The organism is Halorhodospira halophila SL1, assembly GCF_000015585.1.
GTDB classification, from domain to species: domain Bacteria; phylum Pseudomonadota; class Gammaproteobacteria; order Nitrococcales; family Halorhodospiraceae; genus Halorhodospira; species Halorhodospira halophila.
Window position 1 is genome coordinate 1852345 of the sequence record NC_008789.1, and the last position, 13283, is coordinate 1865627.

The 13283-nt window shown below is 67.8% G+C and carries 12 protein-coding genes; all 12 read right to left on the bottom strand.

Annotated elements, in window-relative coordinates; genetic code table 11:
- The 12 genes from secD to HHAL_RS08595 all read right to left on the bottom strand — a co-directional run bounded on the left by secD (position 1) and on the right by HHAL_RS08595 (position 13263).
- The gene (secD, locus tag HHAL_RS08540; protein ID WP_011814482.1) at positions 1-1857 is read right to left on the bottom strand and encodes a protein translocase subunit SecD; all 1857 of its coding nucleotides are present in this window, start codon (positions 1855-1857) and stop codon (positions 1-3) included.
- 3 nt (positions 1858-1860) lie between these two features.
- Entirely contained in the window at positions 1861-2205 is a 345-nt protein-coding gene (gene yajC / locus HHAL_RS08545) for a preprotein translocase subunit YajC (RefSeq protein ID WP_011814483.1), read from the bottom strand.
- Positions 2206-2222: 17 nt separating this feature from the next.
- Positions 2223-2594 carry a preprotein translocase subunit YajC gene (gene yajC, locus HHAL_RS08550; RefSeq protein ID WP_011814484.1) on the bottom strand — a complete coding sequence of 124 codons (372 nt, stop codon included), beginning with the start codon at positions 2592-2594 and terminating at the stop codon, positions 2223-2225.
- A gap of 77 nt (positions 2595-2671) precedes the next feature.
- Positions 2672-3784, bottom strand: a complete 1113-nt coding sequence (tgt, locus tag HHAL_RS08555; protein ID WP_041595576.1) for a tRNA guanosine(34) transglycosylase Tgt — start codon at positions 3782-3784, stop codon at positions 2672-2674.
- Between the two features lie 107 nt (positions 3785-3891).
- A complete protein-coding gene (locus HHAL_RS08560; protein WP_041595132.1) occupies positions 3892-4539 on the bottom strand; it encodes a carbonic anhydrase in 648 nt (215 codons plus the stop codon).
- 83 nt (positions 4540-4622) lie between these two features.
- Positions 4623-5282 carry an MOSC domain-containing protein gene (locus tag HHAL_RS08565; protein ID WP_011814487.1) on the bottom strand — a complete coding sequence of 220 codons (660 nt, stop codon included), beginning with the start codon at positions 5280-5282 and terminating at the stop codon, positions 4623-4625.
- A complete protein-coding gene (locus tag HHAL_RS08570) occupies positions 5279-6151 on the bottom strand; it encodes a ribonuclease H-like domain-containing protein (RefSeq protein WP_011814488.1) in 873 nt (290 codons plus the stop codon). Before HHAL_RS08570 ends, HHAL_RS08565 begins: the two co-directional genes overlap by 4 nt.
- A gap of 18 nt (positions 6152-6169) precedes the next feature.
- The gene (locus HHAL_RS08575; protein ID WP_011814489.1) at positions 6170-6991 is read right to left on the bottom strand and encodes a TlpA family protein disulfide reductase; all 822 of its coding nucleotides are present in this window, start codon (positions 6989-6991) and stop codon (positions 6170-6172) included.
- Positions 6988-7578, bottom strand: a complete 591-nt coding sequence (locus HHAL_RS08580; RefSeq protein ID WP_011814490.1) for a gamma-glutamylcyclotransferase — start codon at positions 7576-7578, stop codon at positions 6988-6990. The genes HHAL_RS08575 and HHAL_RS08580 overlap by 4 nt, the downstream gene beginning before the upstream one ends.
- 58 nt (positions 7579-7636) lie before the next feature.
- Complete coding sequence (locus HHAL_RS12705; RefSeq protein WP_011814491.1) at positions 7637-9697, bottom strand: putative bifunctional diguanylate cyclase/phosphodiesterase; 2061 nt, start codon at positions 9695-9697, stop codon at positions 7637-7639.
- A gap of 83 nt (positions 9698-9780) precedes the next feature.
- On the bottom strand, positions 9781-10512 hold the full coding sequence (locus HHAL_RS08590) for a sulfite exporter TauE/SafE family protein (protein WP_011814492.1): 732 nt from the start codon (positions 10510-10512) through the stop codon (positions 9781-9783).
- Between the two features lie 324 nt (positions 10513-10836).
- The gene (locus HHAL_RS08595; protein ID WP_011814493.1) at positions 10837-13263 is read right to left on the bottom strand and encodes a DEAD/DEAH box helicase; all 2427 of its coding nucleotides are present in this window, start codon (positions 13261-13263) and stop codon (positions 10837-10839) included.
- Positions 13264-13283 lie beyond the last annotated feature (20 nt).

Genomic DNA, 13283 nt, shown 5'->3' on the forward strand with positions numbered 1-13283 from the left:
CTAGATCTTGAGCTCCGAGACCTTGCGCCCGCCGTAGATCAGGTTGATCACGGCCCGCGTGCCGACAATGGCGGTGAACATCGACGTGGCCAGACCGATGGCCAGCGTCACGGCGAAGCCCTGGACCGGTCCGGTGCCAAAGAGGAACAGCACCAGGGCGGCGATCAGCGTGGTGACATTGGCGTCGGCGATGGTCGACAGCGCCTTGCCGTAGCCGGCATCGATGGCGGTCTGGATCGGCGCACCGGCCTTCAGCTCCTCGCGGATGCGCTGGAAGATGAGCACGTTGGCGTCCACCGCCATCCCCACGGTCAGCACGATCCCGGCGATGCCCGGCAGCGTCAGGGTCGCCTGCAGCATGGAGAGCACGGCGACGATGATCACCAGATTGCTGAGCAGCGCCAGGTTAGCCACCAGACCGAAGGTGCGGTAGTAGAGCGCCATGAAGGCGATCACCAGCAGGAATCCGATCACCACCGCCATGAAGCCCCGCTCGACGTTCTCGGCACCCAGGCTCGGCCCGATGGTGCGTTCCTCGACGATGTCGATGGGCGCGGCCAGGGCACCGGCGCGCAGCAGCAGGGCCAGGTTACTGGCCTCCTGGCTGGAATCGAGCCCGGTGATGCGGAAGCGACTACCCAGCCCCTCGCGGATCCGCGCGACCGAGATGACCTCCTCAAGCTCGCGGATCACCCGCTCCGGCTCGCCGTCGACCATCTGCGTCTCGGAGATCCGCTCCTGGAAGAGCACCGCCATATGGTCGCCGACCCGGTCCCGGGTGGCCCGGTTCATGATGCGCCCGCCGGTTCCGGACAGTCGGATGTTCACCTCGGGCGAACCACTCTCCTGATCGAACCCGGAGGAGGCATCGATGATGCGATCGCCGGAGAGGATGCGCTGGCGCTCGAGCGCGACATAGCCGCCATCGCGCTGAGGGAAGACCTCGGAGCCTTCCGGCGGATCGTCCGGATCGCCGGTGAAGGGGAAGTTGGCGTGATCGACAAACCGAAACTCCAGGGTCGCTGTGGCGCCGAGGATCTCCTTGGCCTGCCCGGGGTCCTGAATACCGGGCAGCTGGACCACGATGCGATCCGCGCCCTGGCGCTGAATCACCGGCTCGGCGACACCCAGCTCGTCCACGCGGTTGCGGAGCGTGGTGATGTTCTGCTGGACCGCCAGGTCCTTCATCTCCTGAAGCTCCTCCTCGTCCATGGAGGCGATCAGGGTGTAGGTGTCTTCGTCCTCTTCCTCGCTGTAGTTCAGGCCCTCGATATGCTCCTCGAGCGCCTCCAGGGCCCGCGCGCGCAGGTCCGTGTCGGCAAACGCCATGCGGATCTGCTGCTCGTCGGTCACCTCCAGCGCCGAGAAGCGAATCCGCTCCTCCCGGAACAGCGTCCGGATATCCTGCTGGTGCCCCTCCATGGTCTCGCCGACCATGGCGTCGATATCGACCTGAAGCAGGAAGTGCACGCCGCCGCGCAGATCAAGGCCGAGGAACATGGGTTCCGCCCCCATGGCGCGCAGCCACTGCGGGGTCGCCGGCACCAGCGTCATGGCCACGGAGTACTCTCGGTCGAGCTTGGCCGAGATCAGGTCCGAGGCCCGCATCTGCTCGTCGGTGGAGCCGTAGCGAAGCACCCACTGCCCCTCCAGTACCTCGGCGGAGAGCGGCTTGTAGCCCTCTTCCTCGAGGAAGCCGAGGACGTCGGACTGGACTTCCTCGCTCGGTACCTCGTCGTCGCCGGTGGTGATCACCACCGAGGGATCCTCACCGAAGAGGTTGGGCAGCGCGAAGAGGCCGCCGACCACCAGGACGGCGACCACCAGCAGGTATTTCCAGAGCGGATAGCGATTCAAGAGCTACTTGCCCTTTTTGTCCTGTTCCTTGAGGGTGCCCTTGGGCATGACGCTGGCCACGGCGTTCTTCTGGATCTGCAGTTGCACGCCGTTGGCCACCTCGATGGTGGCGAAGGTGTCGCCCACCTCGGTGATGCGCCCCAGGGTCCCGCCGTTGGTGACCACCTCGTCGCCCTTGGAGAGCTCCTCGACCATCTGCCGATGCTCCTTGGCCCGCTTGGTCTGGGGGCGGATCAGCAGGAAGTAGAACAGGGCGATCATGCCCACCAGCAGGATGATGCTGAACCAGACGTTGGGCTCCTCCGGCTGCTGCTGCTGAGCCTGCGCGGCGGAAATCAGAAAATCCATAACGCTCTCCATGGTGTTCACTCAGTGGATTCGGTCGGAGCGTGGCCCTTGCCGCCGCGGGCCTCGTCCAAGGTCCCCTTGGGCAGGACGTGGCCGATCATGTCGCGCTTGACGCTCCACTCGACGCCTTTGGCCACCTCGACGCGCACGAACTGCTCACCCAGGCGCGTGATACGGCCCAGCTCGCCCCCGCTGGTCACGACCTCGTCGCCCTCGGCAAGACCCTCGACCATCTGCTGGTGCTGCTTCATGCGCTGGCGCTGCGGCCGGATCAGCAGGAAGTAGAAGACCGCCACCAACAGGACGGTGAAGATCAGAAAGAACAGCATATCGCCCCCACCGCCTGCTTGCTGGGCGTGGGCGGGCGAGATGAAGAAGTCCATCAGCATGCGCGCATTCCCCCTTCAGAATCTGTCGGTTAGCGCATTGACACCGCCCTCCGGCGGCCCGGATGCGGCGTATTATGTCATAGGGTCGGCGGCGTTTGCCCACGCCGCGCGTAGAAATCGCCCACAAAGCCCACCAGGCCGCCGTCGCGGATCGCCGCACGCAGACCGGCCATCAGCTGCTGGTAGTAGTAGAGATTGTGCAGCGTGGCCAGCCGCGCCCCCAGCATCTCGTTGCACCGCTCCAGGTGCTTGAGGTAGGCCCGGGAGTAGTTGCGGCAGGTGTAGCAGTCGCAGGCCGGATCCACCGGGGCGGTATCGGTGCGATAGCGACTGTTGCGAAGCCGGACGAGACCCTCGGAGGTGAACAGAAAGCCGTTGCGCGCATTGCGCGTCGGGATCACGCAGTCGAACAGGTCCACCCCGCGGCGCACGCACTCGACCAAGTCCTCCGGCTTGCCGACGCCCATCAGGTAGCGGGGCCGATCCACAGGCAGCCGCGGCTCGAGATCTTCCAGCACGGCATCCCGCTCCTCCCGTGGCTCTCCCACCGAGAGACCACCGATGGCGTAGCCGTCGAAGCCGATGTCCATCAGTCCCTGCAGCGAGGCCCGGCGCAATTCCGGGTAGACCCCGCCCTGGACGATCCCGAACAGCGCCGCTGGGTTGTCGCCGTGGGCCTGGCGACTGCGCGCAGCCCAGCGCAGCGATAACTCCATGGAGCGCTGCACCGTCGAACGCTCCGCCGGATACGGGGGACACTCGTCGAAAATCATGACGATATCCGAACCCAGCTCGCGCTGAACCGCCATCGACTCCTCGGGCCCCATGAAGACACGGGCCCCATCCACCGGCGAACGGAAGTGGACGCCCTCCTCAGTGACCTTGCGCAGCTCGCCAAGGCTGTAGACCTGGAAGCCGCCCGAGTCAGTGAGGATCGGCCCCTGCCAGTTCATGAAGTCGTGGAGATCGCCGTGCAGGCGAACCACCTCGGTCCCCGGCCTCAGCCATAGATGGAAGGTGTTGCCGAGGATGATCTCTGCGCCCAGCTCGCGCAGCTCCTCCGGCGTCAGCCCCTTGACCGTACCGTAGGTCCCGACCGGCATGAAGGCCGGGGTCTCGATAGTCCCGCGGGGCAGATGCAGCCGCCCACGGCGCGCCGCACCGTCGGTCGCCATGCGCTCAAAGCGCAACGCCCCGGTGTCCGTCACCGCCCCATCCAGTTGCACCGAACCCTCCACGCTCACCCAAAACGGTGCAGGATAGCGGTACGGCCGTCGCCGTGCACCCGCTGCCTCCTCTAGCGCTGATCCGGCGGCGGCAACTCGCCCGCGTCCGTAACCCCGTCAAAAAAGCAGACCGCCCCAGAGTGCAGATCGTACTCGGCGCCGACCACGGCCAGCCCCTGCTCGGCACGCAACCGGGCGAGAATGGGCGACTCCTCGCGCAGCATCTGCGCGGCCATGCGCACGTTGGCGCGCACCGCCTGTGCGGCCAGCTCCTGCTGATCCAGCGACTGGGCGAACAGCGGCTCCACCGCCGGACGCACCCGCTCAAGGATCTTGCGCAGACCCTCGGTGGGCGCTGGGGTCGGATCGCGCAGGGCCTCCACGGTGGCATCGATCGCCCCGCAGCAGGTGTGCCCGAGCACCACCACCAGGCGCACACCCAGCTTCTCGGCGGCAAACTCGAGGCTGCCCATTTGCGACGGAGCAGCGATGTTGCCGGCCACCCGGACCACGAAGAGATCCCCCAGCCCCTGGTCAAAGACCAGTTCGGAGGGCACCCGGGAGTCGGCACAGGAGAGGACAGCGGCAAACGGCGCCTGGCCGCCGAGCAGCTCCCCGCGCCGCGCGGCACTGAATCGGTTATGGTCGCCGACGGCATCGGCCATGAACCGCTGGTTGCCTTCGACCAGCCACGTCAGGGCCTGGGTGGGATCCACCATGAAGAACTCCTCGATACAGCTGTCTGTCTGCGTGCCGCTTGGCGCGACACACCCGTAACCAGGCACCGCTCACCCCCGAGGTATCAGCCTCGCCCCTGGCGCTCCAACCAAGCCACCCGCTGCCGAAACCGCTCGCGCCACGCCGCCGCCAGCTCCGGCATCTCTGCGGCCAGCGCCATGCGCTGGCGATCCGCCCGGGGCTCGCGGTGCAGCCCCCAGAGTTCGTCGATGGTCAGGCGCTGCGGATGCACGGAGCAGCGCTCCAGCGTAGCCCCCGGCTCCACCGTACCGGGCTCGATGACCCGATAGAGCCAACCGGTGCGCCCGGTCTCGACCATCGCCCGCGCCATGCCTTCGACATCGAAACGGCGGTCCACCTTCCAGCAGGGCAGACGCGGCTGGGCCACCTCGATCAGCGCTGCCCCGAGACGAAACCGATCCCCCACCGCGACCCCGGTCTCCAGCCACCCTTCGGTGGAAAGGTTCTCGCCGAACGCCCCGGGAACGAAACGGCCCGCCGCGACCGGGAACTGGTGTGCCCACCCGGGCAGGTGCTCGGCCGGATAGTGGTTCACCGCCCGCTCGGGCCCACCGTGGACCCGCCGATCGGCGTGGTGGTCCCCGTCCAGCCCCTCTGGACCCAGCCAGCAGGGCGCCTGGACCTCCTGTTTGTAGAAGCCGGTAGGGTGGCGGTCCGGCGGGAGCTCCCCGGGGCCACCAACCAAGATCCGCGGCGGTGTCACGATGCGCCCCCTTCGCGGTAGACCCGATCCAGGGCCACCCAGAGGGCCGCAAGGGCCAGGATATCGTCGCTGTTATGGCGCACCACCGCCGGCAGTTGCCGGGGGTCGCCCCGCTGAAGGAAATCGAGCCAGGCCGCCGGCGCCTCGGCACCAGGCAGATCGTCGAGCCGCTCGCGCCCAAGGAGCCGTCGTTCGGCCGTGGTCAGCCGGCAGTTGGGCCAGTGCCGACGAAAGACCCGCCGTGTCGGATGGAGCAGATCGAGATGCATCCGGCCCTGCAGCCCGAGGTCGACCCCGTGGAGCCGGGCCCGGCTCTGGAGCAACGGGATGTCGAACGACTTGCCGTTGTAGGTGACAAGCCCATCCGTCCCCCCCAGCAGTTCGCTCAGTCGCTCCAGCATGGCCGGCTCGCCGCTGAAGCCGGTCAGCAGCCAGTGCCGAACTCTCAGGTCCGAGCCCGCCAGGCAACCGACCCCGAGCAGAAACACCACGGTGCCGGTCCCGCCGGCCAACCCGGTGGTCTCGGTATCCAGCCACAATGCCCGCTGGGGATCCAGCTCGGCGCCCTCGGGCATCCCCTGCAGCGCTCCTCGCAGCGGAGCCAGGGACTGCCGGCCGTAGGCCGTATCCAGCCCCACCACACGCTCGACCTCAATGAGCCCGGGCGCCAGGACCGAGCCACCGACCTGCTCGGCCACGGCCTGGTCGTCGGGGCGCTGACTGCGGGGCCGCCACGCCGCGCGCCGCTGGCGCGTCTCGATACGCGCCAGGCGCTCACGCACACCCGGCGTTGCCGACTCAGACACCGCAGCCACCGCCCGGCCGCCAGCCTGGGCGCGCAGCCGATCGATCCGCTTGGACAGGCTCACCGCCTCGTTGCCCTCCGTTCAGCGCAGCCGTTCCAGACCGCTCTCCAGCGAGGCGCTGGAAACCTGGCCGGTGTGGGAATCCACCAATTGGCCCTGCTCATCATAGAAAAAGGTGGCCGGAAGGCCGCGGGTACCGGTGGCGTCGCTCCAGCGCTGATGGGGATCCATCAGGATATTGTCCAGCGACGGCGCATGCTCCTCCAGATACCCCTGGACCTGCCCGGCGTCCTCACCCTGGTTGACGAAGACGAACTTGACCCCGTCCTCGCGCTCCTGCGCCTGCTCGAAGACCGGCTTCTCCTGCTGGCACGCCGGACACCAGGTCGCCCACAGGTTGACCACCACCGGCTTCCCGGTCTCCTCAATCAAGGCGGGCAGATCCGTATGCTCGCCTTCGAGGGTGCTCACCGCCACGTCCGGCACGGAACGGGACTGCTGGTCGATGACCAGCAGCGGGCCCGCCGTCACCCCCCAGACGATGCCGCCGGCCACCACCGCCGTGACCAGGGCGCGGCGCTGCTGCGGCGACCGCCAGAACCGCCAGGCCAGGTAGGCCAGGCCGGCCACGACGCCGCCGACAGGGTCGAACCCGCCATCGCGGATATCCACCACCCCCCACAGGCTTTCGAAGCTCTCCCAGTAGTGGAACACGAACAGCACCCGCGCCCCCACCAGACCCACCAGCACCAGGCTGAACAGGCTGTCACTAACGCTCACACCGCTGCGCCGGGCAGCCAGGCCACCGGCGATCAGGGCGACCACCAGCGCCAGGATGAGCAGGATCTGGCCAATGGAGAGCACCAAAGGCCCCAAGGCGACGGTCTGATTCAAGGCACTCATGGGCTGACAACTCCGGTTGAACGGGGGAAGAGATCCTCCATGGCCTCCTCCAGGGCGAAAACGTGCGGGTCCTCCTCGCCCAGGGCTCGCAGCGCGCGCGCCAGCTCCAGGAGGTAGTCCCGGTTGGAGCCGCTGGGGCCGCTGCAGCTGACAATCTGCCGGGCCATATCCGGGATCGGTGCAGGACCGAGGAACGCGGGGTTCTCCTCCGTGGCAATGTAGACCAGCCCCCGATCCTCACCGCCATCCAGAAACCGCAGCGGCGTGGTGAAACGGAGATAACCGTTCTTCTCGCGCAGATCCAGGGGTCCCAGCGCTTCAGGCCGAATCCGATAGGCCATGCCGACACAGCGCACGCTGGGATCCTCGATCAGCGTGGCCACGCGCCCCGGCGCCTGCGGCGTACCCCGGTGATCGTGGGAGCCCTGCCAGAAACGGCGCTTCCAGCCGTGAATCACCGCCGGGCGACACGCCAGATAGGGGAAATCGGCTTTGTAGATCAGGGAGCCGTAACCGAACAGCCAGAAGCTGTCCTGGCCCGGAAACGGCCGGTGCTGTCGGTTGATCGCCGTGGTGTCCGCAACCATGAGTCCGAGGATACCAGACCCTCCAGCCCATGCTCTCCCCAAACGGGCTGATCTAGCCCTAACCGCAAAGGCGCGGCGTGACCTGCGCCGCCGGCTCTGGGCGGGCGAAGTAGAACCCCTGCCCCAGCGGGCACCCCTCCCGGAGCAGGACCTCCTGCTGCTCCCGGGTCTCGATCCCTTCTGCGAGCACCGAGTACCCCAGGCTAAGGCCGAGGTCGATGATCGCCCGGTTGATCTTGATCTGGGTCTGATCCGAAGGCAGGCCCTGCACGAAGGAGCGATCGATCTTGAGCTGGTCGACGGGCAGGCCGCGCAGATAGCTCAGCGACGAGTACCCCGTGCCGAAGTCATCCAGCGCAATCTGCACTCCGCGGGCGCGCAAGGCCTCGAGCTGCGCCACCACGTGGCGATCCTGCTCCATGAGGACGCTCTCGGTGATCTCCAGGGCGAGCACCTCGGGCGGGACACCAGCCTGCGCCAGGGCGTAGTCGACATCCTGGACCAAGCCCCCGGCGATCAACTGTGGCGCAGAAACGTTCACCCCGACACGGCCGAACGCCAATCCGGCATCCCGCCAGATCCTGGCCTGCTCACAGGCCCGTCGCAGGACCCAGCGACCCAGCTCGCCGATGAGTCCCACACGCTCGGCCACCGGAACGAACTGGGCCGGCGAGACCCAGCCCCGCTCCGGGTGCGCCCAGCGCAACAAGGCCTCCGCCCCGATCCAGCGTCCGCTGGCCAGCTCCGTCTGCAACTGGAAGTGCAGCTCCAGGGCATCCTCGTCGATCGCCTGCCGCAGCTGCGAACCCAGCTCCAGCCGTTCGCGCGCATCGGCGGTCAGTTCTTCGCTGAAGAAGCGCAGACTGACCCCCTCCTGACGCGCCTGGTACATGGCGGTATCGGCCTGCTGCACAAGCTGTGCGGCGGATCCGGCCGGCTCGGGATAGCTGCTGACACCGACGCGCAAATGGATGCGCACCTCATGCCCCTGGACCCGAAAGGGGGCCTCGGTTACCTCGAGGAATCGTCTTGCCACCTCTGCGGCGTCGCCGAGGCTCCGCAGGCGAGGCAGCACCACGGCGAACTCGTCGCCGCCGAGCCGCGAAACCTGGGCCGCAGCGCTGAGTTCGGCGGGCACACGGACGTGACTCAGCCGCTGCCCCAGCTGCTTGAGCACGGCATCACCGGCTACGTGGCCGAAGCTGTCGTTGATGGTGCGGAAGTCATTCACATCGATGACCACCAGCGCCACCGGCGCCCACGGCGGCAAGGCGTCCAGCGTGCGGGCCAGGCGATCCTGGAAGAGCAGCCGGAGCGACTCGCGGTTGGTGACGTCGTGGAGGTTGATCACCCAGGCATTCAAGCCTTCCCAGTCGATGGGCTGGGCGCCCATCTCCACGGTACGCACCCCGATGCCGGGGGCAAACAGCTCAACCTGCTGCGGTACTTCACGGGGGATGGCCTGACCGAACCAAGCACCGACCAGCTCTTGCGGCTCCTGCCCAAGAAACGTCCCGGCCGCGGCGTTCGCATAGAGGATACGGCCGTCACCGTCAACGATGACGATCCCTTCGGCCGTCTTGGCCAGCAGCTGGTGGTACTGCCAGTCGCGCTCGCGCAGCGCTTTGCGGACCTCTTCCCGCTCGGTGACGTCTTCGAGGATGTGCAAGGAACAGGAGTAACGACCCGCCTCATCCACCACCGGATAGGCCCGCGACTGCAGAATGTCGCTGCCATCCACAATCCGATCACAGCGCGCCTGCTGCGGAACATCGCCCTCCGCGAATCCAGCGGCCTGGGCCTGCATGCTCGCCTCGCATCCGGGCAGCGGCCCCTCCCGTATCGGGAAGACCTCCCAGTAGTAGTGCCCCAGGGCTTGATTGGCCCGGCAACGGGCCCGCTCGAGGTAGGCCGTGTTGGCCCCGATGATGCGGTAATCGCGATCGTGAACGAAGGCTGCATCGGCAATCGCTTCGATGGGGATCGGCCAGCCCTTCGCTCCCTGCTCCGCGTTATCGTGCTCCATCAGATCCACCGCTGCCTTGCCGTTGAGCGGCCCGGCGGCGCCCAGGCGCTGGGCTGCCGTCGCGGAATCGACCCAGGGGGCACCGCGCGGCATGCAGCAAAACGCCCTTGAGGGCAAAGGCGCCCGCAGCCGCCAGCACCACACCCCAAGCCATGCCGTCCATGCCAACGCCTCACTCAGCCCAGCCCGCGAACACCGTCCGCGATAACCGCCATGGCGGATAGCGTACACAGGATCAGGAGAATCGGTCGAATCCGCCCGGCATCCACCCAGTGGAGGATCGAGCCGGAGATCAACAGTCCCAGCAGCGCCGCCGGTGTCACCGCCAGGGAGAGCAGCAGTTCGTCATGGCCGAAATACCCGAGCAGGACCATACCCAACAGGGAGACCACCGAGCCGACCAGGAAATACCCCCCCAGATTGGCCCGGATGTGCGGCCCGCGGGCGTGCTGGTAGAGTAGCGCCATCGGCGGGCCGCCCACCGAGGTGGCTGTGCCCATGAAGCCTGAGAGGAACCCGGCGCCCAGCAGGCGATTGCGGGTGGGGCGGATATCACCGGGCAGCAGGCTGACCACCACACCCAGCAGCACGGCCATACCGAGTATCAGGGACAGGATCCACTGCGAGGCCACCGCGAGCAGCCAGAACGCCGCCACCATCCCTGGCATGCGACCGACAACCGCGGCACCCAGCTCACCGATCGCCAGCCCGGCACGGTTGCGCCAGAGGATGATCGCCGAGATCACCATGGCCACAAAGAGCACCGGGCCGGGTATGAAAGCGGGATCGATCAGGAACAGCAGCGGGGCCGCGAAGATCGCTAGCCCGAAGCCCAGCGCGCCCTGGAGCAGACTCCCGGTGGCCACCAGCAGGGAGGCGAGGAAGAGCTCAAGGGGCGTCAGGGGCAAAGCGGTCTCCGGAGGCACTGTGAAGGCGGGAGTCTACCATCCCGCCACACCCCGGGATGTCCGGCCTGGCCGCGCTCAGCGCACCATCAGGCGATGAACCCAGCGGTGCACCCGGCCGCCGTAGGGCGGTCCCGCGCAAGGGGCGCTGTTCCAGCGCCCCTTGCGCGGGACCGCCTTCTCGTTGGAGAAGGTCCGGAAGCCTTCGAGGCCGTGGCAAATGTGAAGCGGTTCTGCTCCGGCATCAAAAGCAGAAAGAGCACACCCCCGCCCTTTGCGAACTTCCTGAGCACCTTCCCCCTCTCCCCCCTCCCTCCTCGCAACGCGCTACTGCAGGGCCTCGCCCGCGCCCAGGTGGACAGCCCGATGGCCGGTCATCAAAAGCTCGAGCACGGTCAGCGCCGCCGCCTTGGGCGACTGCCCCCGGGTCTCCTCCGAGGCCAGGACCGGCCCGACACACGCCGGACAACCGAAACCACACTCGCACCCCTGAACCAGCTCGTGGGCATCGGCAACCACCGCGGCGCGCTGATCGAAAAGCGGTGCCGAGAGCCCGACACCGCCCGGGTAGTTGTCGTAGAGGAAAACCGCCGGCTGGAAACGCTCCGCATGCTCCACCCCGCGCTCCACGCCGCTGGCGTCACGGATCTGGCCGCGACCGCGAGGGCCGGTGACAGCGAACCACTCGGCATCGCCGTCGCCGACCGCCCGGCCCAGATCGCCCGGTTCCGACATCAGGCGCAGGGCGGCCACGTGGTGGAGGGCATAGGCCGCACCGAGGAACCCGTCGAGGGCCTGGTGACGAGCGGTAAAGGCCGCCTCCAGGGCGCCGGGCTCGATGGTCCACCAGGCCGCCGTGGTGTGCATCTCCTGGTCGGGGAGCTCGATGTCCCCGAAGCCGATGTTCTCGTGCGTGTAGTAGCGAATCTTCTTGTAGCCGGCGATGCGCCGGACCAAGTGGACCTCGCCGTGGGCGGCTTCCGCTTCGCCGCCGCGCTGCCCCTCGAAGCGTTCCAGGATCTTCAGCCGGGTGTAATCGATGGCGTCGGTGTAGTAATCGGCCCGCGTCTCGCGGACGAACGCCTTACGGCCTTCCCAGTCGAGGCGCTCCACCTGATAGGGGCGCGCCTGGATCATGTAGATCGCCCCCTCGTAGAGGGTCATCGGGGCGGCGGTGTAGTCCACCTCGGCAATCACCCGCTGGGCGCCGTCGGTGGTATCGATCACCACGAAGTTGCCGTCACTGACCGAACGCAGGCTGACGTCATTGGCCGGGTAGCTGTCTGCAACCCAGTGCCACCGCTCCCCCTCCCGGTACAGCAGCCCCTGCTCGACCAGGTAGTCGAGCAGCTCTTCGAGATCCTCGCCGCCGAACTGCTCCCCTTGCCGAAAGGGCAGCTCGAAGGCCGCACACCGCACGTGATCGAGGAGGATCAGGAGCTGATCGGGGTCGATCCGGGCGTGCTCAGGCGAAGCGCCGAGAAAGAAATCCGGATTGCGCACCATGTACTGATCCAGCGGCTCACTGGTGGCCACCACTACCCCGAGGGCTGTGCGATTGCGCCGCCCGGCCCGCCCGAGCCGCTGCCAGGTCCCGGCGATGGTACCGGGATAGCCATTGAGCACGGCCACATCGAGACTGCCGATATCCACCCCGAGTTCGAGCGCCGAGGTGGCCACCACGCAGTCGACACCGCCACCCCGCAGGGCCCGCTCGGTCTCCCGCCGCTCGGCGGGCAGGTACCCCCCGCGGTAGGCGGCCACCCGCGGAGGCCGGCGCGGATCGCGGTCGAAGACATCCTTGAGGTACTTGGTCAGCACTTCGACCATCAGGCGGCTGCGCGCGAAGAGGATGGCCTTCAGACCGCTGCGCACAGCCAGCCGGGCGATCCGTGTCGTCTGCGAGCGCGCCGAAGCCCGAATGCCCAGGTCGGGGTCGATCACCGGCGGGTTCCACAGCAGCAGGCGCTTCTCACCCGCCGGGGCCCCGCTTTCGGTGATCGCCTCGATCCCGGCCTCGCCGATCAGCCGTCCGGCCAGCTCCCCGGGGTTGGCGATGGTCGCCGAGGTGAAGATGAACACCGGGTCAGCGCCGTAGAAGCGGCAGACCCGGCGCAGGCGTCGGAACAGATTGGCGACGTGGGAGCCGAACACACCCCGGTAGGTGTGCATCTCGTCGACCACCACGTAGCGCAGCTGCTCAAACAACTGTGCCCACTTGGTGTGGTGGGGCAGCACCCCCTGGTGGAGCATGTCCGGATTGGAGACGACGACGTCGCCGCGGGTCCGCACCGCCTTGCGGGCATCCCCGGGCGTGTCGCCATCGAAGGTATAGGCCCGTACGCCCAACCCGCCGGCCTGGTTGAGCTCGTGCAGCTCGGCGACCTGATCCTGGGCCAGGGCCTTGGTCGGAAACAGATAGAGGGCCTTGCCACTGCCGGTTAGCGCCTCGTGCAGGACCGGCAGGTTGTAGCAGAGCGTTTTCCCGGATGCGGTCGGGGTGACCACCACCGTATGCTGGCCGGCGCGGATCCGGTCCCACGCCTGCCGCTGGTGGCTATAGAGCTGCTCGATGCCCCGCTGTCGCAACGCCTCGGCCACGGGCGGGGCAAGGTCCTCGGGCAACGATGCGGTGCGTGCCGGCCGGGCGGGCAACACCAGCTCACCGGCGATCCGCTCGTGGTAGCGACGCTGCAGCCGCTCGGCCACCGCCCGGACCGGATCCTGGTCACCCTCTGTGTGCTTGCCCACCACACCTCCTCTTCACGCGGCGC